This is a genomic window from Paenibacillus sp. Y916 (genome assembly GCF_056786435.1).
In genome coordinates, this window is record NZ_JBXCJA010000007.1 from 177,659 (window position 1) to 202,197 (window position 24,539).

Here is a 24,539-nt window from a genome sequence, read left to right on the forward strand (position 1 = left end):
CGTTAAGACGCTGCCTTAACTATCGCACTCGACGTGTGCCGTCCCTGGGCTATTCAGCCAAAGGGGATGGATAAGTTTCAATTGATGATCTATGTCAAGGTCAAAACACCGTTTCACGACCTTGACTCGCTACCTCATGAGTTATCCCTCCGCTGATTTGGTATTCTGATCATACGGTTCGATTCCTTTCGGGGTTAAATTCATTTCCGCATTCATCACCCGTTGTTTTCATATTTTCGTAAGGCTACAATCGGTTATGAGGTGAGAGAAATGCTGAAAGAGGAACTGCTACAGCTAGCTAAGAAACATGGAATTACGCTTAGCAGTGGCATGTTTGAGAGGTATGTCGAATACGGACTTATTGTATGTAGCAAGGTCAGTCAAGGATATTCAAAAGGGGTATCCACCCATTATCACAAGAGGACATGGGATGCAATTCTACTTATTAATGAGCTTAAATCAAGTAAAATGTTTAAGCGTCAAAAAGATTATATCTTCATTCTGTTTTGGAAAGGTTATCCCATAGATTGGTACAAGCTTAGAACAAGGCTCCTAGATTTCCACTCAGGCATTATGGACTCATTCAAAGTAATCGCCGACTTCACCGACAATCCTGATTACAAAGATTATATTGACGAGATTGCAGCCGATGAAGTAAACACAATCAAACCAATCGGGCGACCCTCTAAGCACTCGATTGAAGCTCAGAAGAAAGAAGCGCGTGAAAGCGCTACGCGAATTACTCTAATGAGTACCATGATCTCTGGCATATTCTATAAAGGAGCCATCTCCCTTGATGTATTTCATGACTTTAACCAACAAGCCAAAATCGATCCCGAGTATCTTGATGAATCCATTCTTGATCATGCAAACAACTGGCTCCTAATGAAGACTTGGAGAAATGCGGTCAAGCAATCTGATGAGCAGGATTATCTTGAAACCTATGAACTAATAGCAATCCTTAAAGAATATTGGTCAGACTTAATACCAGCAAACGGAAGCATATATGATATTCCACTTATAGGAGGCTTCGCTTATTCACTGGAGGAAGCATTTAATATTAATATCTTCTCTGATCGACCATGGTTCTATAGATTTATAGTTCTCATCCTATTAAGTGGTGGATTCCGCGAGATTCTTATGAAGTTCTTGTCCAATCCTGATAGAAGAAATACTTGGAAAAAATTCGTCGCAGATATACCTCATTTCTTAGAGAACATCCAGAGAGAGGAGGTGAAACTCGATGGATAACATTGGAATTTTACTAGGCGGCGGGAAAGCATTCTCAGCACCTGCCTGGTTTATTCTACTGGTCATCGGCTTTACTGTAATCGGAGTAGACCATTTTATTAAGAAAATAAAAAACTAATAATTCAAAGCATGATAAGGGCACCTCTCTCAGGCTAGAGAAGGTGCCCTTTTATGTCTACTTATGTTTCTAACATTCTGTACATCTAAACAACTCGCTACCTTGACTAGCTTACTGTTTCCAAAATATTAGCACTGGACCCGAATCCTTGATTGGTTCGGGATTTTTGCGTTTCTAAAGGCTCAACAGGTGAACAATCAGAGATTAAACGCACTACAAATTGAAAGGAGGTGAATTCCATACACTAGTTTTTCAGCATATGTACATCTAAATTTGAACAAAGGAGTAACCCAAATGCACGTAGCTATTTACCTTGGAGTATCATCCGAAGAGCAAACTGAATTCTAATCAAGAAGGCAATAATGTGATTCACATGTGTTATTATTATAAACACATTTGACATTCATTTATTAAACATGGTATATTTTAATTGTGAAACACATCTGAACACATGAGTAACACAAAAAAAGGAGAGTGCTGTAATTGATCAAAGTATGGTTGCTTCGTCCAATGCCTCATGGTACAAATCAAATGAAGTACTTCTTGGACAACGATAGAATAGCAATTGGCTACCCTGTAGGAGGCTCATTAGCTAATCTATCTAACGATGAACTCCGAGAACGACTTAGAAATGCACCTAATAATAAAAACTGGGAGTCGGGTATTGGCAATGTCGATAGGTTAGTGCGATTTATGAAATCTGGTGACCTCGTTGTTGTTCCAGATGAAAATGCTCGGGATGTCTACCTTGCGGAAATCGTCAACGACTATATTTACGAACCACATCTAGACTTAGATCAAGAGGGTACTGGGTTCCCGCATCAGCGTGAGGTAAGGTGGTTCTTCGATAAGCAACCTATCGTACGAAATGAATTGCCTGAATCATTACTAAAATCCCTTCGTTTCCCAGGAGCTACTGCCGAAATCACGAAGCATCTGCCTCTGATTGCTGAGATTACAGGTAATGTAGATTTGATCGAACCTGAACAGCAGCCTGACCCTAACATTGAACACTTAATTGATAAAGCTATTCAAGTGTTGGATGATGCCCTTAATAGTCCCGATGTAACCATCTCACTTCAAGCTGCCAATATAATATTGCGGTACTCGAAACTAAAATAGATATTCTTACAGGTATACCCAAGCGGTGTATCTGTTTTTTTATGCCTAAAAACCACTATACGAGGAGTTGTCCATCAATGAAAGTAGCCATCGATGTCCGTGTATCATCTGATCGTTCTGCTTAAACGAATCCAACTCATTGAGGCAGATATGTTAACGGGCAAAGCAAAGCCTTACCATCAAGACATGCTTGCTGAATTGAAGAATGAACTAAAGGAGAAATCAGAGGAGTACTCGAAGTTAACCGCTAACTGGTCAGAATATAATATGCCAGAAGAGTTCATCACCGCAACGAAGTATGATATCCAAGCATTTCACGGTCTGCTAGATCAGGAGGTTCCAAGCCCTCAATTACTTCATACCATCGCCAGTAAGTATATCTCCAAGCTCTACATCAACAGGGATACTGGAAAGGTCTATTTAACGCTCCAACTGACCCACGAAGACAAGCTTATGCATGAAAAAACTATGGTATCTGAGTGGCAATAAGGTATGATTCATTGCGGTACCACACCCTGAGTTGACTAAACTTCTTCTGATACACTTAGTCAAAGCTCAGAAAACCAGTAATATTAGGGCTTCAGTAACCACCATGTATACAGAACAAACAAAAGAGACACCCCTCAAGGTGTCTCTTCTGGTAATACATATGGAGGCGAGGGGAGTCGAACCCCTGTCCGAAAATATCGACACATAAGATTCTACGGGTGTAGTTACAGATTTGATGTCACCCTAGTGTCGTCCTGTAACCGACTACTCTTCGGGTCAGCCTGATTATCTTCTTCAGCTCACCCCAGGCGGAGATGAGACAGCGTATTCCACTACTGGTTAGCCCCTAATCTAGTCACATGGACGATGCTAGGTAGGAGCACGCTCACAGTTTCTTAGGCTGCGAAAGCGTAGTTGTTTTGAGTTTTGCCATTTAATAGGCTTTAGCGTTGATAAAGCGGACGCGTCCCCACTACCCGCTACCCATGCTCAAACTATCCCCGTCGAATCCATAAACGCCCCCTTAATATAAAGGGCTTCTAGGATAGAATCTTGAGTTAGTCAAGACATGATGTTCTATTCAGTATCCTTTTCCTCCATGAAAAAGGACCACTAGAAGGTAATCATTACACAAGATCTAATGATCTCGTATAACTTAGTATATCACATTTCTACTGCACTATGATACTTAGTTCAAGGAAATCAAGGTTATGATTTCCAATATCGATCATTCGGGCATCTTAACCTAGCTATTCCCATTCCTTTATTACCTAGCAACCTTCTGCTTCTCACGCAGTGCACGTTGAATGTCACGTTGTGCATCACGCTTAGCCGCTGTACCGCGCTTGTCATACTCCTTCTTCCCTCTACCAAGACCTAGTAGGAGCTTCGCATATCCATTGCGGATATAAATCTTCAGCGGGACGATCGTATAACCTGCTTGCTTCGAAACCCCAAGTAACTTCTTAATTTGCACCTTGTGCATAAGTAGCTTACGTGTTCGCGTTGGATCAACCGGATTACTTCGATTCCCTTGTTCAAAAGCACTAATATGCATATTATGAATCTGAATCTCACCATTACGAATCGTTGCAAAAGCATCCCCGATGTTCGATCTGCCAAGACGTAGTGACTTAATCTCTGTGCCCGTCAATACCATACCCGCTTCATACGTTTCTTCTATGAAATAATCATGGGAAGCTTTCTTGTTCTGGGCCAAGACTTTCCCGTCACTATTATTCTTACCCATGTCCTCACTCCTTAGATCATTATAAAAAATGGATTCCAGTATTCATTCCTAGTCCGACGACGAGGAATGTACCAGAAATCCATTGTATCAACTGCATCATTCAAAATCAAGATGAAGCGAGTAGAAACGGCGATGCCGTCCCCTTTCAAGGAGTTTATCCTTCGCTGAAACTAAAGGCTTCCCTTACTTCTCCTCACGCGAAGTTTCATTCGCCTTGCTCTTGCCCTCACGGGCTTCACGGCCTTCTCGCTCTGGACGTTTAGCGGTACCATTACCCGGTGTTGCATCTCCGCTAATAAAAATACCACCTCTACCTGAGGATTTACGACCAATCCCATCTGAATTAGAGCTATCGGAACGTACAGATTCGCTAGTTGCAGCCGCACCGTATCCTCCCTTGCCTGAACCGAAAGCAAACCCAGGTCCTCGTGTTGACTGCAATGCATCATAACGTCCTGCTGGAGCCCCTGGTCCACGATCCCGCTTACGTCCGGCACCCTTATCCTTATTGCCACCACTTCTGCCCTCACGCTTCGGTGCTACGCTGCTAGGACTAGTCGATTTGCCATTCTCATTCGGCTTCGAAACAACTCCTGCGTTTCTGTCGCCGGTCACTGTGTTTCCCTTACTCTTGAATCCGCCATTCTTCCCTTTGCCTCTCGGGCCCTTGCCATCAGGTCTTTTAACTTCGCCCTCTGTAGCTGTAGGCTTAGGTGCATTATTCTCAACCGTACTATTTTCAATAATATTCATTGATTTCTTCTTACCTCCGCCACTTGCACCAGGCGCCTTAACGCCTCCGCTGTTTGCTCCAAATACTTTACTTCCTCTAGCTGATTTACCCTTACTTCCATCAGCCTTACCGCTACGACTTCCTGCCTTACCTCCGCGTCCTGCACCTTTATCCTTATTGAACCCACCACCTGCACCTGAAGGACGACCACCTCGTCCACCACGATTACCTTCGCTACGAGGTTTCATATCAATCAGTTCGAAATCAATCGTATGATCATCCATATTAACGCGAGCTACACGAATTTTCAAATCGTCACCGATACGGAATATCTTCGAAGTACGCTCTCCGATTAACGACATCGCTTGTTCGTTGAAATGATAGTAATCATCCGTTAATGCACTCAGGCGAATAAGACCTTCAACCGTATTCTCAAGTTCGATGAACATACCAAAACTTGTTACGCTACTGATCATACCATCGAATTCTTCGCCAACCTTATCCAGCATATACTCTGCTTTCTTAAGATCATCTGTGTCTCTCTCCGCTTCTACGGCAACACGCTCCCGCTCAGAAGACTGTTGTGCAACATCAGGCATACGGGAAGCTAAGTATTCTTGTCGTTTCTCTGACAATACGCCCTTGCTCGCAATGACCTCACGAATGACACGATGTATCGCAAGATCCGGATACCGACGAATAGGCGATGTAAAGTGGGAATAGTAATCTGCCGCTAATCCGAAATGACCCGACGTCTCAGCATCGTATTTAGCCTGCTTCATAGAACGAAGCATCATCGTACTAATAACCGTCTGCTCCTTCGTTCCTTGAATATCTTCAAGGAGCCCTTGTAGTGCTCGCGGATGGATGGAGTTTCCTCGACCTTTGACATGATACCCAAAGTTCTCAGCAAACGCCAGAAAGTTCTGTAGTTTCTCCTGATCCGGATTTTCATGAATACGGTATATGAACGGAACCTTCAACCAGTGAAAATGCTCAGCTACCGTCTCATTTGCGGCAAGCATGAACTCCTCGATCATTTGTTCCGCTATGGAACGCTCTCTTTTGACAATATCTATAGCCTTGCCATTCTCATCTACGATAACTTTAGACTCCACGAAATCGAAATCCACTGCGCCCCTGCGCATCCTATTCCCCCGCAATCTTAGAGCAAGATCCTTCATGAGTCGGAAATTACCAACCAAATCACTGTAGCGCTCCATTAACTCAGGATCTTCATCCTCGATAATTTTGCGTACATCTGTATAAGTCATGCGTTCTGTAGTTCTAATCACACTCGTAAAGACATCATGATTGACCACTTTCATTTGTTCATCAAATTCCATTTCACAGGATAAAGTAAGCCTGTCCACCTGCGGATTAAGACTACATATCCCGTTAGAAAGACGGCGAGGTAACATCGGAATAACCCGATCTACCAAATACACACTACAGCCACGAGCATATGCTTCTTTATCCAGCTCGGAACCTTCGCGCACATAGTAACCGACATCGGCAATATGCACACCTAGAAGATAATTACCATTCGGTAAAAGTTCCACATTCACCGCATCATCTAGATCCTTTGCATCTTCTCCATCAATCGTCACAATCGTCTTATGGCGTAGATCACGTCGGCCCTGCTCCATGATCTCTTCCTCTGTAATGGCATCAGGAGCAAGCTCCGCTTCTGCCATTACTTCATCAGAGAATGCCTCTGGCAATTGATGCTTACGAATAATAGAAATAATATCTACGCCCGGATCATCCTTATGTCCTAGAACCTCTGCCACTTCGCCTTCAGCAGCTGACCGTCCTTCAGGATAATTCACAATGCGTACAACGACCTTCTCACCGTGAACAGCACCATTAAAGGCATCCTTCGGTATAAAAATATCTCGATTAATTCGTTTGTCATCCGGAAGTACGAAACCATACGATTCATTGTTCTGGAATACGCCCACTACTTGCGTGACCGACCGTTTCACAATACGTACAACTTCTCCTTCAAGCTTACCTCCGGCTGTACTCTTCGATGTCACCCGGATCAGTACGATATCACCATTCATAGCGCCTTTGAGGTCATTGGCGTTAATATATACATCTACGTGTTCCCGATCATCAGGAATAAGAAATGCAAATCCTTTCGCATGTGCCTGTAAACGACCGCGTATAAGATCCATCCGCTCAGGTACGCCATAACGATTCGTACGAGTCAGAATAACTTTACCATCTTGTTCAAGAGCTGTTAATACCTTTACAAACTCCTTGAAGTCTTGCGCTTTATCAATACTGAAATGTTCTTCTAGTTCTTGATAAGTCATTGGTTTATAGGCGGTCTCCCGCATGAAATTAAGGATCTCTTCTTCTGTTATCATGATTATCACCTCAGATGACTTGCATATTGTGACTGCAAGCTCTTATGTATCCTTTGCTTCATATTGTTTATTTACTATTTTTTACCTCACTAATACTCTTACCCTAGTATACACGATTTCAATCCCAAACATCCCTTAAATCTCTTGGAATTTCATGATCATCAACAAATTCACAAAAAAAACCCTCTCTCCACATAGAGTTATGTAAGAGCGAGGATTTCCTGTAAATTCATATTATTTAATAGCGACAGCTACAGCAATAGCCAAAATAAAGAATCCAATAGCCATTCCAACGGTTAGACGCTCAAGAACCAAGTCCATACCGCGAGCTTTCGTTTTACCAAAAAGATGTTCTGCTCCGCCGGAGATGGCGCCGGAAAGACCTGCACTTTTCCCCTTTTGCAAAAGAACCACCGCAATCAAACCAATGGAGAAAACAGCTAGCAACACTTGTAAAAAGATTTCCATTCATTCCACCTCCTAAACGTGTTAAAACATTCTCGTGTATTCCAAGTTAATTTCACATATCATTATACATAAAACAGCATTCTTATTGTAGCACATCCAACCTATATTTGACAAGATGGTTGTGGTCGGTCTATATGAAATGAAAAAGCCAGTTCGGTGTACACCCGAACTGGCTTTATCTCTAAATATTATTATTTCTTCAAGTTGTAGAAAGACTTCATTCCGTCGTATCGAGCCAATTCACCCAATTGATCTTCGATACGAAGCAATTGATTGTATTTAGCAACACGGTCTGTACGGGAAGGAGCACCTGTTTTGATCTGACCAGCATTTGTTGCAACAGCGATGTCAGCAATTGTGCTATCTTCAGATTCACCTGAACGGTGAGAGATAACAGCTGTATAACCAGCGCGTTTAGCCATTTCAACCGCATCAAATGTTTCAGTCAATGTACCAATTTGGTTAACCTTGATCAAGATAGAGTTACCAATACCTTCTTCAATTCCTCTGCCAAGACGCTCAGTGTTCGTTACGAACAAGTCATCTCCAACAAGTTGGACTTTATCGCCCAATTTTTCAGTAAGCAATTTCCAACCATCCCAGTCATCTTCGGACATACCGTCTTCGATTGTAATGATAGGGTATTTATCAACCCATGAAGCAAGAAGGTCAACATACTCTGCGGAAGTGTAAGATTTACCTTCACCAGTAAGTGTGTATTTACCGTCTTTATAGAACTCAGTAGAAGCAACATCCATTCCAAGGAATACGTCAACGCCTGGTTTGTAACCAGCTTTTTCGATAGCTTCGATGATTGTAGTGATTGCTTCTTCATTCGAACCAAGGTTTGGCGCGAAACCACCTTCGTCACCTACAGCTGTGTTCAGACCCTTGGAACTCAATACAGATTTCAAGTTATGGAAGATTTCTGCACCAATACGAAGAGCTTCTTTGAAGCTTGGAGCTCCTACAGGAAGAACCATGAACTCTTGAACATCGATGTTGTTGTCAGCATGCTCACCGCCGTTGATGATGTTCATCATTGGAACTGGAAGAGTTTTCGCATTGAATCCACCAAGGTACACATACAATGGTACGTCTAGCGCTTCAGCAGCAGCACGAGCTACAGCCATGGATACCGCTAGAATAGCGTTCGCGCCCAATTTAGCTTTGTTCGGTGTTCCGTCAAGAGCGATCATCAATTTATCGATTCCCAATTGGTCCAACGCGTCCATACCGATCACTTCTGGAGAAATGATTTCGTTCACGTTCTTCACTGCTTGCAATACCCCTTTACCAAGGTAACGGGATTTGTCTCCATCACGAAGTTCAACTGCTTCATAAGCACCTGTAGATGCACCAGAAGGTACGATCGCACGGCCAAGAGCACCTGATTCCAAATAAACTTCAACCTCAACTGTTGGGTTACCACGAGAGTCTAGGACTTCGCGAGCATATACGTCTGAAATAATAGTCATGTTTTTGTTCTCCTTTTGTTTTATATATTATTTGGCAAGTAGAAACGGCTATGCCGTCTTTTTCAAAGACGGTACCCGTTTCAGCGGAAATATAAGAAATAGAGTATCAAGTGAAACTTATACTTTCTTATATTTTGAAATAGTAATCGTCTTACTTAAACTTACTTACGGCTGGCAATCATAGATTGGCCAGTCATCTCAGCAGGCTGTGACAATTGCATCAAATCTAGAATGGTCGGCGCTACATCCGCCAGAATCCCACCATCACGCAAAACGATATCAGAAGCCGTTACAATAAATGGAACGGGATTCGTTGTATGTGCAGTGAATGGACGTCCTTGCTCATCAAATACCATATCAGCGTTTCCGTGGTCAGCCATAATAATCGCTACCCCGCCTTTGGCAATGACAGCATCTACCACTCTACCCATACATTCATCCGTTACTTCCACCGCTTTGATTGTTGGCTCAAGCATCCCTGAGTGCCCTACCATATCCGGGTTAGCGAAATTAAGAATAATCGTATCGTGATTCTCTGCTTCGATCTCTTTCACACAAGCATCTGCTACTTCATAGGCACTCATCTCTGGCTGCAAATCATAAGTAGCTACTTTGGGTGAATTAATGAGAATACGCGTCTCACCTGGTAGTTCAACATCACGTCCGCCACTGAAGAAGAAGGTGACATGCGGATATTTCTCTGTTTCGGCAATACGCAGTTGTTTCTTGTTGTTCTGAACCAATACTTCACCGAGCGTGTTATCTAGGTTCTTTGGTTCATACGCAACATAACCTTCAACTGTCTCGCTAAATATAGTCATGCATACAAAGTGCAAGTTCTCCGGGAACTTCGGCCCACGATCGAAACCGCGGAAGTCCTTATTGGTGAATACTTGCGATAATTGAATGGCACGATCTGGACGGAAGTTCAAAAATACGACAGAGTCCCCACTCTCAAGCGTAGACAACGGCTGTCCCTGTTCGTCTACAATAACTGTAGGCTCTACAAATTCATCAAAAACAGACTTCTCGTAAGATTCGACTACTGCCTTAAGCGCATCCGTATATTTAGGTCCTTCTCCGTAAACGATGGCACGATATGACTTCTCAACACGTTCCCAACGTTTATCACGATCCATCGCATAATAACGTCCTTGCACAGTTGCAATCGTACCGACACCGACCTCAGCAATCTTAGCATTCAATTGCTCAATGAACTGTTTGCCTGAATCAGGAGAGACATCTCGCCCATCCAGAAATGCGTGGATATACACTTCATCCAAGCCTTCCTTCTTAGCTAGATCCAACATCGCAAATACGTGATCAATATGACTGTGTACGCCACCGTCAGATAGAAGGCCATACAAATGTAACTTTTTCTTATTATCCTTGGCATGACGAACAGCGTCAACCAATGTAGGATTCTCAAAGAAGTCACCATCACGAATCGATTTGGAGATGCGGGTCAGGTTCTGATAGACGATACGGCCTGCACCAATATTAAGATGACCAACCTCGGAGTTACCCATTTGCCCTACTGGCAATCCCACCTCTTCACCGCAAGCAATCAGAGTGGAGTTAGGATATTGGCTCATCAAACGATCATAGTTCGGCTTCTTCGCTTGTGCTACCGCATTACCTTCTGCAGTATTACGCAATCCGAAACCATCCATAATAATTAAGGCTACCGGTCTTGGTGCTGGCATCTTACTTCGCCCCCTCAACAAGTTGAACATATGAAGTTGGTTGTAAGCTTGCACCGCCGACTAATGCACCGTCAATGTCGCTTTGACCCATATATTCTACGACATTCTCAGGCTTAACACTACCGCCATATTGAATACGTACAGCATTTGCTACATTTTCTCCATACAAACCTTTCACAAGCTCACGAATATAAGCAATCACTTCATTCGCATCTTGTGCTGTTGAAGATTTCCCTGTTCCAATCGCCCAAATCGGCTCATAGGCAATAACTACTTGTGCTGCTTGTTCCGCAGTTAATCCTTTCAAGGCACCTTCAGTTTGAACTTTACATACCGCTTTCGTCTGATCAGCTTCACGCTCTTCCAATTTCTCGCCGACACATACGATAGGAGTAATGCCATGTTTGAAAGCAGCAAACACCTTTTTGTTTACAATTTCATCGGACTCAGCGAAGTAAGCACGACGCTCTGAGTGTCCAATAATGACATAGTGCACGCCTAGATCTTTCAACATTACACCGCTAATTTCGCCAGTGTAAGCTCCATCATCCTCAAAATGTAGGTTTTGTGCTCCAATCTTAATGGAAGTACCTTTAACAGCCTCCATCAATGCTGGAAGATTAGTGAACGGAGCGCAAATAACACTCTCCACACCTGCTACTTCTGCCTTACCTTTAATTTCTTCAATAAACGCTTTAGCTTCTGGAACGGTCTTGAACATCTTCCAGTTTCCCGCGATAATAGGTGTTCTCATAGCTATCCACTCCTTTTTATTCCCTTACATTCCTATACATAAACCAATAATGGGAATTATTTATCGTTCAATGCCTCTACACCAGGAAGTTTCTTACCTTCCATGAACTCAAGCGAAGCTCCACCACCAGTAGAAATATGGTTCATTTGATCTGCTAGTTTGAATTTCTCAGCCGCTGCAGCTGAATCACCGCCACCGATAATCGTGTAAGCGCTAGTGTCCGCACAAGCCTGTGCTACTTCAAGTGTACCCCCTGCGAAAGGCTCCATTTCAAATACTCCCATAGGTCCATTCCATACAACCAACTTGGAGTTTTTGATCACATCAGCATAAAGAGCACGTGTCTTCGGTCCGATGTCTACGCCTTCCCAACCTGCAGGAATGCTATCAATATCAACAATTTGAACATTGGCATCTGCGCTGAAATCATCAGCAATGACAATATCGACCGGAAGCATGAAGTTTTTACCTAACTCTTTAGCCTTCTCGATAAATCCTAGTGCAGTTTCAAGCTTAGAATCATCACATAGGGATAGACCAATTTCATGACCTTGTGCTTTATAGAAAGTGTACGCTAGTCCACCACCGATAAGCACGTTGTCAGCAAGGTTGAGCAAGTTATTAATAACGTCAATTTTATCCTTTACCTTGGATCCCCCAACGATTGCCGTGAAAGGACGCTCAGGTGTAGAGAACGCCTTGCCTAGTACAGACAGTTCTTTCTCCATTAATAGTCCAGATACCGCTGGCAAATGGTGTGCAATACCTTCTGTAGAAGCATGAGCACGATGAGCTGCACCAAAAGCATCATTTACGAATAGATCCGCAAGTTCAGCGAATTGCTTCGCAAGTTCAGCATCATTCTTCTCTTCGCCAGGATAGAACCGTACGTTCTCAAGTAACAATACATCACCATTAGCCATATCAGCAATTTGGGATTTAACAGCTTCGCCTACAGATTCATTGGCTTTAGCTACCTTCTTACCAAGTAATTCTGAAAGACGCTCAGCAGCAGGTGTTAAACGTAAAGATTCCACCACTTGACCATTCGGACGTCCCATGTGACTTGCTAGAATAACCTTTGCTCCGCGTTCCACCAAGTAATTAATAGTTGGTAGCGTTTCACGAATACGTGTATCATCAGTAATTTTACCATCTTCGAGCGGTACATTGAAATCGACACGAACAAAGACCCGTAATCCGTCTACTTGCACATCACTTATACTCTTCTTATTCATCTCTGCGTTCCTCCACACCCATAGATTTTAATACTCTGCAAATCCAAGGAATAACATCTCTATAATTTTACAAAGAGCGGAAACATTGAACACCTGTTTCCGCTCTTTAAATGTTTATGAATTCTAGCTAATATTACTTAGCCAATTTAGCGAAATATTCCAACGTGCGAATAAGTTGTGCTGCGTAGGACATTTCATTGTCATACCAAGCTACTGTTTTAACCAATTGTTGGTCGCCAACAGTTAATACTTTTGTTTGAGTTGCGTCAAACAATGATCCAAATGTAATACCATTAATGTCAGATGACACGATTTCGTCTTCTGTGTATCCGAAAGAATCTGCATCAGAAGCTGCTTTCATAGCTGCGTTAACTTCATCAACAGTTACCTTTTTGTCAAGAACAGTGATCAATTCAGTCAATGAACCTGTTGCAACTGGAACACGTTGAGCTGCACCGTCCAATTTACCTTTAAGTTCAGGAATAACTAGGCCGATTGCTTTAGCAGCACCGGTAGTGTTAGGGATGATGTTCTCAGCTGCTGCACGAGCACGACGGAAATCTCCTTTAGAGTGTGGAGCATCCAAAGTGTTTTGGTCGCCAGTGTACGCATGAATTGTAGTCATCAAACCTGAAACAATTCCGAATTGATCTTGTAACGTTTTAGCCATTGGTGCAAGGCAGTTCGTTGTGCAAGAAGCACCAGAAATAACTGTTTCAGTACCATCAAGAGTTTCATGGTTTACGTTGTAAACGATCGTCTTCACATCGCCTGTTGCTGGAGCAGAGATAACGACTTTTTTAGCGCCGCCTTTCAAATGCTTCTCAGCTGCTTCTTGAGATACGAAGAATCCTGTACATTCTAGAACGATGTCTACACCAAGCTCGCCCCAAGGCAATTCTTCAGGGTTACGGTTAGCAAGAACCTTAACTTCTTTACCATTTACTTTGAAGAATCCGTCATGAACTTCAACGTCTCCGTCAAAACGTCCTTGTGTTGTATCATATTTTAACAAATGAGCTAACATTTTCGCGTCTGTCAAGTCATTAATAGCAACTACTTCGATTCCTTCCACAGCTTGAATACGGCGGAATGCAAGGCGACCAATACGTCCAAATCCATTAATACCAACTTTTACAGTCATTGATTAGTTCCTCCCAAAGTTTCGTTTTATTTATTCAAAAAAGGCTGTTACACCTTTCATGACAACAAGGTCATCAGATTTCGCAAGATGCTAATCGTTTTTCTTAATTAGTTAAGAGGATATTCTTCCATTTCCCTCTCAATCTCTAATGCGGCCGCCTCATCCGTGACCAATATATCTTCCTGACCGAATCGGAGAACAGCATGTATCGCACTAGCCTTACTCTTTCCACCTGCAATCCCTATCACAATTTCAGTATTCATAATATCTTCCAGCCGAAGACCCAAGGTCATCATTCTGTGAACCATAGCACCATGCTCGTTGAAATAATAACCGAATGACTCTGCAATCGCGCCTTCATCTTGGATGCCCTGAATAGTCGCAAGGTCCAATCTTCTACGGCGTGTCATTTCCAGCGCATTACCGATGCCGTGCACTATAATTCGCGACTGTCTGATCGTCTGAACAATTTCCTGAATATTAAGATCTTGGACTAGCGATTGATAGGCATCATCACTAAGTAGATCTGGTATATGTAACAGCCTATATTGGGCTCCTACACTCTTAGCCATCGTGGAAGCTATAGTATTCGCTTGAAATTCCACGCTCTCCCCTAAGCCCCCACGAGCGGGTACAAACCAGGTCCCCTTCAAATTAACAGACGAAGGTTGTGTTAGTTGTTCAGCAACTGCAGCGAGTGTTGAACCTCCCGTTACAGCGATGATGTCTTCATTACCCATGACGCTCAACAGAGCCTTCGCTCCTGCACGTCCCAGTTCTTTCTTAGCGACCGGCGACGACTCACAATCACCAGGTACAATCACTACTTTACGCAGTCCATAGGCTAGGCGGATTTTATCTTCCAAATCTGTTAGTCCAAAAAGGTTCTTGGCGATGGGCTCAAGTGAATCCAGTAGTCTCCTACCCGAGTCACTAATCTTCATTCCCATACTTTCAATCTCAATGAGACCTTGAGATTTCAGAAGATCCGTTTCGGCACGCAACACGCGTTCCGTCATATGAAGTGACGCTGCTAGCGTTCTGCGACCGACAATATCAAGTAATAAAATTCGGTGAAGAATAGTGTACCTTGTCTTGAGAGTTTCCATGAGATCAGGCAGAAGCTGCTTTTGTATTTCTATTAAATTGCGCATGCTTTCCACTCCTGCATCGTTCTACATGGTCTTAAAATGTCCCGGGTAAACTTTTTAAGTCCCACTACTATTCTAACCAATATTCGCTTCTCTTGCAAGTATTCATTGTAGTATAATTTACTACTGCCGATTTTCTTATACATCATGATGTATGATGATTATAAATGTAACAATTCCTTGCTATTCTAACGTATATATCATATAATCATTTTTGCTATCTCTTTTTGCGCCCGTGGTCAAATGGATATGACGTAGGCCTCCGAAGCCTGAGATCGAGGTTCAATTCCTCGCGGGCGCGCCATTAATTATTATGATAGCTATATATAACTTTAACCAACTCAGATCAAAGCCAATCATGGCTCTTTTTTTTATCAATAGTTTGACTTTCCCTGACTTTATGATTTAAAATGTTTATCAAGTGGTAAATACGGCAATCGTATTTATAATGAACAACTAATTTAGTTAGTATAAGGGAGGCTTTCCACATGGGTTATATTCCTATGGTCGTTGAACAAAGTAGCCGCGGCGAACGCGCATATGACATCTATTCTAGACTTTTGAAGGATCGCATTATTTTCTTAGGTTCTGAAGTTAATGACATGGTTGCCAATTCCATTATTGCACAAATGCTATTTCTAGCTGCTGAAGATCCGGAGAAAGATATCTCCTTATATGTAAACAGCCCTGGTGGATCCATTACAGCCGGAATGGCGATATTCGATACAATGCAATATATTAAACCAGATGTATCTACAATCTGTGTAGGTATGGCCGCTTCTATGGGGGCATTCCTTTTGACTGCTGGCACGATCGGTAAGCGTTACGCGCTTCCAAATAGCGAGATCATGATTCACCAACCTCTAGGTGGTGCACAAGGTCAAGCATCAGACATTGAGATTCGCGCTCGTCGTATCCTCAAGCTCCGCGATAAGTTAAATCATATTTTAGCTGAACGTAGTGGACAGCCGCTGGAACGCATTGAGAAAGATACGGACCGCGACTACTTCATGAGTGCTTCAGATGCTCTCACATACGGTTTGATCGACAAAGTCTTAGAGAAACCATTAGCACTTTAATTAAAGACAAAAAGCCCTCACTTCCGTATATTACAGGAGTGAGGGCTTTTACAATAACAGAATTACTTAAACATTCTCGTACCTTCAGGTAGAATCTGATGAAAAGGAATGACGAACGTTGGAATGCCCGTAGCATAATCCGTATATTCATATTGTTGGAAGAACAATGCTATTCCCTCTGATTTCACAAAATAATTCACGTCACCAGTCAATCCTTTAAATTCACCAAAATAACCATCATTGTCTTGTAGTCCTTTGAGAACAAGCTTGTCCAATCTCTCATTATAATCAGGACTCTTTCCTTTTAATAGATCATTCAGTGATAGTATCTTTCCATCGTCTAACGAGAAGGTCAACCCTATACGAACTGTACCACCATGAGCCCCACCAATATAACCGTACTGATCTATGATAAGACTTAACACACCATTCTCATTGTATGACACGATATAGTTCTGAAAGAATTGATAGGTTTGCTCAACAGAACTATCTCTTTTAGAGGCCTGCTCTTTCGACGCTTCAACGAATTCATCCTTAAGGTTATCCAGCACCGTATTGATTGATTTCTCTACCTTGGCATCCGCAAGGTCACTAATGGTAGGATAGCGAACAATAAATAATGCATCCTTTGTCTTTGTTTCTAGCTTATTTGTTGTAACCGATAGGTCATTCTCTACCCTAGGAGTAATATTCAATGATTTAAGAGATGGATTCCACACCCCTTGATAGCCCAAATAATCACTTATTAATCGAAATGGAACATATAAATTACCTTTGATATTCTTTACCTCATATTCATTGACATAGAAGTTATTAATATTTGTATTTACTCGATTCTCAGCTAAATCCATGTTCAACTGTCTATACCCACTACCAATACTATATGTTCTCGTACCCGGATTATAATGTAATGACAGTCCCAGTTGATCCCGCAATGCAGTCACAGGGATGAGGGTGTTCCCGTTACTTATCACACCACGTTGAGAGAGTGTAGTACCTTTCCATTCTAAAATGACAGTTGGTTGTTCGACAGTATTCTTCGTATTTCCAACAGCAAAGACCGTTACTTGTCCTGTATAACCCACACTTGTCAATAGAACTCCTGCCACTATAGCTGCAGCGCCCCATCTCATAGCCTTATTCATCTCAAAATTCCCTCCACAATGATTCATATTCTTCGTACTTTTTGAGCTCGTATCCACAGTATATCGAAGTAATGAATCATTATGGTAACAGCGGGGTAACATCTACGTAACAACTGCGTAACACTATTGAATCGTCAACACATACTATACCTGTTCATGATAACCATTATCTCCGTATGGCTGTAGCTTATCCAACCATTTCAGTTCTAGCTTCCGTAACTCATCCCTATGTTGTCTGTTCGTTGGATGATTTACAGGTACGCTCACCGGAATCATCCCTATAAGGGACTCTCCCTCTTCAAGCTTCAATTGTTCCAATATTTCCATTTCAAACTGCTGTTCACCATAGGTATTCCATTCCTTCTGCAATGACACGCAAGCATGATTACCCATATTCAGTATGAATACATCCTTGTTAAATGCCCCATATAGATTCAGACTACTCCCAATCCATATCTTATTATTCACCAAGTTACGTATTTGGTAAACACCAATTTTGCGGGGCAGTTGTTGATATTCTGCCACGAGTTCCTTACGTCTTTGATGATTCATTATATACCCTTCTTTCTCTATCATTAGTCATTCCGTTTACTTTTCACCCAATATTTACTGCCATCTGGTTCTCGGTCCATAAACCCGTATTCAATTAAATACCGTCGCAATGTCACGTAATCATCTAAACGTTCCTTCAGAATGGCATTGACTTCCTTCTCTGAATAAGACTTTTGAACATCAAATAATTGAGTGAGTTGTCGCAAAATAACAATTTTACGTTTTTCCTTCTTCGGGAACTCCGTTAACGGCCCTTGTAGACCTTCCTTAAAATAGGTGTTTAAAATCTCCTCATTCTCCTGCACCGTGATGGAATGCCGCTCATCTAGCAATGAAGGTGAATCATGAATGTGAATATACCGGCTTTTGCTATGAGACTTCTCCTCGACAAGTTCCATAATGGACAGGAATGCCTTGGCCTGCTTCATCTTCTCACGTAAAGTAAAGCGATGATTGCGAATAGTAGAGGTACTACCTCCATCCAATTGTTTGACGATCTCTTGATCGCTTAGCCCCATCTGGAAGAAGTTCAAAAGTGTCCGCTGCAAATCCGTTAATCCGGTCCATTTCTTATCTAATCCTAATAAGAAATCTAACATCGACGTATGATCATTCGCAATATGCCGCCGAACATACTTCTCCGCCTCGTAGTACACCTCTTCTTCCTTATAAATAATGCCCTTCTCATAACGTTTACCGCAGATTAAACATACATAAGCTTCACACTCTTGTTCGAACATATAGCCTTGCTTGATTTCTTCCATACTTGCATTCCAGAACAGATCAGATAAATAGTCCATTATTGTAAACACCTTTCAGTTTCGTTTGCTATTTTATAGACATTATATAATATTGTTTAGTTTTTATCAAGTCATGAGCATTAATTGCAACACGATCACCAATAATCGCCTTCCACCTTCACCATTCACGCAAGTGCAATAAGTACATCTAAATTCAACCCAATCCATCTGAAGTTAACTTTAGTTGCATGGAGTACATCTAAATTACTGGAAATTCCACTTTTCAGCGTTATCGCCATTTTTAACTGTAGGTTGTACAACTAGTTCTCTCTTCCCCTACTTTTCCTGCTATTTAAGTGTGCTTTCTGCATCTATTCTAGCCTGACCTTAAAGGGCACAGCGGGAAGACCTCCACAAAACTTATAGAGGTTGTTCAAAAAGTCATCTTTTGAACTCGCACTTATAGTTTCTTATATTTAAAGAAAGAGTCCGTCCTAAACTAATTTTCTAGTTTAGGACGGACTCTTCAACTCACATATGCATTCAAAATATTATTCTCTTCCACTTTTCAGCTCGGACCAGTATCGATCGTAGACTTGTACATTTTCACCTACTTCACCCAGCCATTCCGTACGACTTAATTCATCTTCAGATAGGTTAATCATCGTGTTATTACGATAGGTCTCAGAATGGAATTCCATCGCCTTCGTATTCGGATCACTATAACCAATCGTTTCATAATTCTTCGCGCTCACTTGCGGATCTAACATATAGTTAATAAATTTCTCAGCCAACTCTTTATTCTTAGCCCCTAGTGGTATAGCGTAGTTATCAGAGAAAATCGTAGCACCTTCCTTAGGTACAACATAGGCGATATCCGGATTATCAGCTACGATAAAAGCTGCGTCTCCAGACCACACTGTGCTAATCCAACCTTCTTCTTGGATCATCTTCTGTTTGATAGTGTCCGTATCGAATGCTAGCACGCTTGGGAGCAAGCCCTTCAGATCATCTACTGCTGTTTTGATCTCTGTTGCATCTGTAGAACTGTTGGAATAACCATTCTTCTTGAGCGCCATTCCAATCACTTCACGATTATCGTCTAATAGTATCACTTTACCCTTATAAGCCGGATTCCATAGATCTTCCCAACTATCAATCGCTTCTTTAATATATTTCTTATTATATGCAATTCCAGTTACACCGGAAGTATAGACAATAGAATATTGATTCCCTGGATCAAATATTGGATCTTTGAACGTATCCGCAATATGAATGAAATTCGGGATATTGTTCTTATCCAACGGTTCGAGTAGATTATTCTTGACCATCGTATCTACCATGTAGTCAGAGGGTTGGATGAGATCATATCCCCCGCCTCCAGCCCTTATCTTAGCTAGTAGGTCCTCGTTATTTGCGTAAATATCATACGTGATACTCACATTGAATTCTTTCTCGAAATCGGCTAGTACGGATTCATCAAAATTGTCTGCCCAACTGTAAATATGCAACTTTTCCTTAGAAGAACAACCACTTAATAAAGATATTGCCATAACACCCGCCACCAGCAGGCTTATCAATCCAGTTCTTTTCACAGTTACGTATCTCCTCTCTTTCATCCAACCATTTTTTATTTTTTCAAGTAGAAACGGCTATGCCGTCTTTTTCAAGACGGTACCCGTTTCAGCGGAAATATAAGGAATAGAGTATTAAGTAAAACTTATGCTTTCTTATATTTTAAAAAGGCAACAACTTGTGCTTCTTCTGTCCTTTGCCTCGGTTCAATACGTATTGCGCTAACAATATCAAGATGATGCTTACTACAATGAGCAACGTACAGAGCGCATTAATCTCTGGTGAAATGCCTCGTTTCACTTGCCCATAAATGTAGATAGGCAGCGTCGTTGATCCTGGTCCAGCAACAAAGAAACTAATCATGAAATCATCGAGAGAAAGCGTGAACGCAATCAACGCACCCGAGATTACACCCGGTGTAATCTGTGGCAATGTAATATAACGAAAGGTTTCCCAATACGTAGCGCCCAAATCTTGAGCAGCTTCTTCAAGCTGTCTACCCATTCCCGCAAATCTTGCACTTACCATGACATATACATACGACACACTGAATGTAATATGGGCGATCATGACCGTAGACTTCCCTAAAGGAATCTGGAACTGACTAAACAGAACTAACAGCGATAATCCCATAATAATATCTGGAATGATAATGGGCATATACAACAACCCACTCATTGGAACCTTCAACCTTTTACCTAAATCCCGCATGGATAAAGCTGCAAATGTTCCTAACACCGTAGCAACTACAGTAGAAACAACAGCAACAATGAGACTGTTCATCAAAGCATCCATCACGTGGCGATCCTTCAATAGCGAGAGATACCAATCAAAGGTGAACCCTTTCCAATCCCCACTAAGTCGTGTGTTATTGAATGAATATACAATTACGAGCAGTATAGGTACATAAATAAATATCATCATAATGGCCGAATGAATGCCTAGAAGGGGATGTCCTTTCTTCTTCATCGGTTCCCCCCCTTTACTACTTCGCTACGCGATTTAATCACTCGGTTTAACAATACAATCAGCACAAGCGACGTCAGAATAAAGATGACAGAGAGTGCTGAACCGAAAGGCCAATTACGTGCCCCGAGGAACTGAGATTGAATAATGTTACTAATCATCGAGGATTTAGAACCCCCTAGAATATCCGTTACGACGAACATCCCTGCTGTTGATACGAATACGAGGACAGATCCCGTCATAATGCCGGTCTTACTCTGAGGTAATGTAATATGCCAGAATGCCTTCCAACGACTGGCCCCTAGATCACTTGCAGCGTCTAACAATCGACGATCAATCTGCTCGATAGCTACGTATAGTGGCAACACCATAAAGGGAATAAAGTTATACACCATACCAAGCAATACCGCCCCCTTGGTATAGAGCATCTGCAATGGTTCATCAATCCATCCCCAATGGATTAGAATACTGTTCACCACACCCTGTGTTCGAAGCAGCAACACCCAAGCATAGGTCCGAATAAGGAAGTTAATCCAGAACGGAATCGTAATCAAGATCAGCCCCCAATTCTGCATGCGGGGGGATGAACTTGCTATATAATAAGCTAGCGGATAACTAACGATGAGACAGATTAATACCGTCACGATCGACAATACAATCGTATCCCAATAAATTCCTAGATATAGAGAATCCCAGAATGTCTTATAGCCTTCCCAGCTAAATTGATAAACAACGTTACCCAGCGTATCGCGTTGCATAAATGACATGGCCACAACGATGATCATCGGCACGACTAGGAATAAACCTAACCAGATCAATACGGGGGTAAGGAACCATTTGGACTTGTTCATGGCTAGATCACCACCTCATCCTTCGTATTCCAGTTCACCCCAATTCGCTCACCTGCTTGCCACGATTCTTCATCTGCCAAATCAAGTGCAATCGTGACCTTCATAGCGGTCTGCGTATCCACTTGGTCAAGTTCAACGATTAATTTATGCACATTTCCCATATACAGGACATCCTGAATGACACCTGTCTTCATCGCATCTTCGACGTTACGATGTGGGCGTAATTTCTCTGGTCTCACAGCAAATAAACCTTCGGAAGAAGTGAAAATATTATTCTCTCCGATAAAGGTCGCGGCAAAAAGAGTTCGCGGTGAGGCATATACCTCTTTAGGGGTACCAATCTGCTCTACCCGCCCATTATTCATAATAACGATACGATCGGACATCATCATTGCTTCCTCTTGATCATGAGTAACATACACAAAGGTAATTCCTAGTGTCCGCTGCAGATGCTTTAGCTCCGTTTGCAAGTTTTTACGCAACTGTAAATCTAACGCACCCAAAGGTTCATCAAGTAATAATACTTTAGGTTTATTCACTATAGCTCGAGCTATAGCTACGCGCTGCTGTTGACCCCCTGAGAGCTGGTGAGGATACCGCGATGTCAGAGCCGTTAGCTGTGTCATGTGGACAGCTTCCGCAATCCGCTCTTTCTGTTGCTCCTTCGGTATCTTCTTCATCTTTAGACCGAATGCAATGTTCTCTTCGACTGTCAGATGCGGAAATAAAGCATAGTGCTGAAACACCAAATTCAAATCCCTTAGATTAGGAGGGTCGTCTGTCACATTCTTCCCAGCAAGTATAATATCACCATTAGAAGGTTGTTCGAAACCTGCAATCATGCGGAGAATAGTCGTCTTTCCACATCCGCTCGGCCCAAGTAAAGTGAGGAATTCACCTTCCTTTATGATCAAAGACAATGGATGTACTACTGCTTGCCCTTCAAATTGTTTCTCTATTTCAACGAGTTCAATCATAATAAACACCAACCCCTTTTATTCTACGATTTCAACATGGTACCAAGTCGACTATATATCATCTAACACTTCTAATAAGCCATATCATATGTATGGCTTACTTATATTCAAACTATTCATTTAGTCATATGACAGATCATCACTTATTGAAGAAATGTCCGATTTCGCATATTCAATATAACGTTTTTCAACCTAAGGTACAACCACTTTTTTATAAATCACTACGTAAAGCTGTCTACTTCTGTCACAATTTAGTGATGATTATAACATATTCTCCGAAAAGACAATAAAGAATCGCCTTTCTCACGACATGGAATGGTCGGAGAAAGGCGATTTAATCAAACATAATTAGCATTTATCGTTCATTTACTTAAGCTCGTATTGAACACTAAGCTGTGTAGATACTTTCACTTCTCCCGCTTCAACAGCACTTGAAGCTGATGAATCCATCGTTGCCTTCGACATCATCATTTCATTTTGCGCGTATACGATCGGGTTACTACTTTCTCCTTGACTAACAACGAGAACTGCACCTAACTGACGATTCGCTGCTTTCGCGATAGCTCCCGCTTTCAGAGTAGCGTTCGCCATAGCCTTCTCAATCACTTGTGTTTCGAACTGGTCACGGTTCTCAATCGAGAAGCGAACATTCTCAATGTTATTCGCACCTGCAGTTGATGCCGCATCTAGCAATTGACCCACTTTAGCAAGATCGCGATACGTTACTTCGATCGTATGATTTGCAGTGTAACCTTTAACCTTCTGACCTTCTTTTTCTGTGTAGGTATAGTTAGGTTGCACATAGAACTGCGTACTCTTAATATCTTTATCAGCAATCTTCCATGTATCCTTCAGTAAATCATTCAGCTTCTTCATCTTAGCTGCATTCGCTTTCTGAGCAGATTGAGCTGTTTCCGCTTGTGATGTTACACCGATGGATAAATATGCAATATCGGGTGTAATTGATAATTCACCTTTACCTACGACATTAATCACATTACGTTGAACCTCAGCAGCATAGATCTCGGATGAACCTCCTATCGTGTTGCTAATTCCAGATACCCCTACAATAAATGCACTCGCAACTAAGATCAATCCTGTCTTCTTTACCCATTTCTTCATAACCGTCGCCTCCTTAGAGCTTTACGAAGTAAAGCTTACTCCGTAAGCATAAACATTAGAGCTTTACGAAGTAAAGCTTACCCCGTAAGCATAAACATTAGAACTTTACAGAGTAAAGTTTACTCCGTAAGCGATTACCTTTATTTACCCTTTAGACGTACAAAATTGGTAAATGTTGCACTTGTCACAAAGAACTTCAGTTTTATTTTTCACAATCATGAACATGCCCTATTCAACGAGTATAAATCCGCAT

The 24,539-nt window shown here is 41.9% G+C and carries 22 protein-coding genes, 1 tRNA gene and 1 other RNA gene; 6 read left to right on the forward strand and 18 right to left on the reverse strand.

The features are described from left to right. Positions 1 to 270 precede the first annotated feature (270 nt). The 4 genes from AC1TO9_RS16185 to AC1TO9_RS16200 all read left to right on the forward strand — a co-directional run bounded on the left by AC1TO9_RS16185 (position 271) and on the right by AC1TO9_RS16200 (position 2,980). Complete coding sequence (locus AC1TO9_RS16185; RefSeq protein ID WP_482059855.1) at positions 271 to 1,251, forward strand: hypothetical protein; 981 nt, start codon at positions 271 to 273, stop codon at positions 1,249 to 1,251. Continuing rightward, a complete protein-coding gene (locus tag AC1TO9_RS16190; RefSeq protein WP_482059856.1) occupies positions 1,244 to 1,369 on the forward strand; it encodes a hypothetical protein in 126 nt (41 codons plus the stop codon). Before AC1TO9_RS16185 ends, AC1TO9_RS16190 begins: the two co-directional genes overlap by 8 nt. Before the next feature lie 483 nt (positions 1,370 to 1,852). Further along, positions 1,853 to 2,491 carry a hypothetical protein gene (locus AC1TO9_RS16195; protein ID WP_482059857.1) on the forward strand — a complete coding sequence of 213 codons (639 nt, stop codon included), beginning with the start codon at positions 1,853 to 1,855 and terminating at the stop codon, positions 2,489 to 2,491. A 93-nt stretch (positions 2,492 to 2,584) separates the two neighbouring features. Next, positions 2,585 to 2,980, forward strand: coding sequence for a hypothetical protein (locus AC1TO9_RS16200; protein WP_482059858.1), 396 nt, complete (start codon positions 2,585 to 2,587; stop codon positions 2,978 to 2,980). 158 nt (positions 2,981 to 3,138) lie between these two features. Here the strand turns inward: AC1TO9_RS16200 and ssrA are convergent. From ssrA to AC1TO9_RS16250, 10 genes are all read right to left on the reverse strand, one after another. Further along, positions 3,139 to 3,503, reverse strand: a transfer-messenger RNA (tmRNA) gene (gene ssrA, locus AC1TO9_RS16205). A 243-nt stretch (positions 3,504 to 3,746) separates the two neighbouring features. Further along, entirely contained in the window at positions 3,747 to 4,229 is a 483-nt protein-coding gene (gene smpB / locus AC1TO9_RS16210) for an SsrA-binding protein SmpB (protein ID WP_482056311.1), read from the reverse strand. 183 nt (positions 4,230 to 4,412) lie between these two features. Further along, positions 4,413 to 7,340, reverse strand: a complete 2,928-nt coding sequence (rnr, locus tag AC1TO9_RS16215; protein WP_482059859.1) for a ribonuclease R — start codon at positions 7,338 to 7,340, stop codon at positions 4,413 to 4,415. Positions 7,341 to 7,574: 234 nt separating this feature from the next. Further along, entirely contained in the window at positions 7,575 to 7,808 is a 234-nt protein-coding gene (secG, locus tag AC1TO9_RS16220; protein WP_438348191.1) for a preprotein translocase subunit SecG, read from the reverse strand. A 191-nt stretch (positions 7,809 to 7,999) separates the two neighbouring features. After that, positions 8,000 to 9,286 (reverse strand): phosphopyruvate hydratase, encoded by a 1,287-nt coding sequence (eno, locus tag AC1TO9_RS16225; RefSeq protein WP_482056309.1) that lies wholly within the window; start codon positions 9,284 to 9,286, stop codon positions 8,000 to 8,002. Between the two features lie 161 nt (positions 9,287 to 9,447). Next, positions 9,448 to 10,992 (reverse strand): 2,3-bisphosphoglycerate-independent phosphoglycerate mutase, encoded by a 1,545-nt coding sequence (gene gpmI, locus AC1TO9_RS16230; RefSeq protein WP_482056308.1) that lies wholly within the window; start codon positions 10,990 to 10,992, stop codon positions 9,448 to 9,450. Between the two features lies 1 nt (position 10,993). After that, positions 10,994 to 11,746: a triose-phosphate isomerase gene (tpiA, locus tag AC1TO9_RS16235; protein ID WP_482056307.1), complete on the reverse strand. Its 753-nt coding sequence runs from the start codon at positions 11,744 to 11,746 to the stop codon at positions 10,994 to 10,996. Between the two features lie 56 nt (positions 11,747 to 11,802). Further along, positions 11,803 to 12,984 carry a phosphoglycerate kinase gene (locus AC1TO9_RS16240; protein ID WP_482056306.1) on the reverse strand — a complete coding sequence of 394 codons (1,182 nt, stop codon included), beginning with the start codon at positions 12,982 to 12,984 and terminating at the stop codon, positions 11,803 to 11,805. A gap of 133 nt (positions 12,985 to 13,117) precedes the next feature. Then, positions 13,118 to 14,128, reverse strand: a complete 1,011-nt coding sequence (gene gap, locus AC1TO9_RS16245; RefSeq protein WP_482056305.1) for a type I glyceraldehyde-3-phosphate dehydrogenase — start codon at positions 14,126 to 14,128, stop codon at positions 13,118 to 13,120. A gap of 107 nt (positions 14,129 to 14,235) precedes the next feature. Then, positions 14,236 to 15,282, reverse strand: coding sequence for a sugar-binding transcriptional regulator (locus AC1TO9_RS16250; protein ID WP_482056304.1), 1,047 nt, complete (start codon positions 15,280 to 15,282; stop codon positions 14,236 to 14,238). A 226-nt stretch (positions 15,283 to 15,508) separates the two neighbouring features. Here AC1TO9_RS16250 and AC1TO9_RS16255 point away from each other — a divergent pair. Then, positions 15,509 to 15,583: transfer RNA gene (locus tag AC1TO9_RS16255), tRNA-Arg, on the forward strand. A 184-nt stretch (positions 15,584 to 15,767) separates the two neighbouring features. Then, on the forward strand, positions 15,768 to 16,358 hold the full coding sequence (clpP, locus tag AC1TO9_RS16260) for an ATP-dependent Clp endopeptidase proteolytic subunit ClpP (RefSeq protein ID WP_482056303.1): 591 nt from the start codon (positions 15,768 to 15,770) through the stop codon (positions 16,356 to 16,358). 62 nt (positions 16,359 to 16,420) lie between these two features. On the opposite strand, the gene AC1TO9_RS16265 is transcribed toward clpP, so the two are convergent. From AC1TO9_RS16265 to AC1TO9_RS16300, 8 genes are all read right to left on the reverse strand, one after another. After that, a complete protein-coding gene (locus AC1TO9_RS16265; protein ID WP_482059860.1) occupies positions 16,421 to 17,503 on the reverse strand; it encodes a PdaC/SigV domain-containing protein in 1,083 nt (360 codons plus the stop codon). A 144-nt stretch (positions 17,504 to 17,647) separates the two neighbouring features. Then, positions 17,648 to 18,055 (reverse strand): GIY-YIG nuclease family protein, encoded by a 408-nt coding sequence (locus AC1TO9_RS16270; RefSeq protein ID WP_482059861.1) that lies wholly within the window; start codon positions 18,053 to 18,055, stop codon positions 17,648 to 17,650. A gap of 23 nt (positions 18,056 to 18,078) precedes the next feature. Further along, positions 18,079 to 18,855, reverse strand: a complete 777-nt coding sequence (locus AC1TO9_RS16275; RefSeq protein ID WP_482056300.1) for a DUF2087 domain-containing protein — start codon at positions 18,853 to 18,855, stop codon at positions 18,079 to 18,081. 491 nt (positions 18,856 to 19,346) lie between these two features. Next, positions 19,347 to 20,348: a polyamine ABC transporter substrate-binding protein gene (locus AC1TO9_RS16280; RefSeq protein WP_482059882.1), complete on the reverse strand. Its 1,002-nt coding sequence runs from the start codon at positions 20,346 to 20,348 to the stop codon at positions 19,347 to 19,349. A 184-nt stretch (positions 20,349 to 20,532) separates the two neighbouring features. Next, positions 20,533 to 21,339, reverse strand: coding sequence for an ABC transporter permease (locus AC1TO9_RS16285; RefSeq protein WP_482056299.1), 807 nt, complete (start codon positions 21,337 to 21,339; stop codon positions 20,533 to 20,535). Beyond that, a complete protein-coding gene (locus tag AC1TO9_RS16290) occupies positions 21,336 to 22,187 on the reverse strand; it encodes an ABC transporter permease (RefSeq protein ID WP_482059862.1) in 852 nt (283 codons plus the stop codon). Before AC1TO9_RS16290 ends, AC1TO9_RS16285 begins: the two co-directional genes overlap by 4 nt. 2 nt (positions 22,188 to 22,189) lie before the next feature. Then, entirely contained in the window at positions 22,190 to 23,164 is a 975-nt protein-coding gene (locus AC1TO9_RS16295) for an ABC transporter ATP-binding protein (protein ID WP_482059863.1), read from the reverse strand. A 366-nt stretch (positions 23,165 to 23,530) separates the two neighbouring features. Then, positions 23,531 to 24,286 (reverse strand): SIMPL domain-containing protein, encoded by a 756-nt coding sequence (locus AC1TO9_RS16300; protein WP_482056296.1) that lies wholly within the window; start codon positions 24,284 to 24,286, stop codon positions 23,531 to 23,533. Positions 24,287 to 24,539 lie beyond the last annotated feature (253 nt).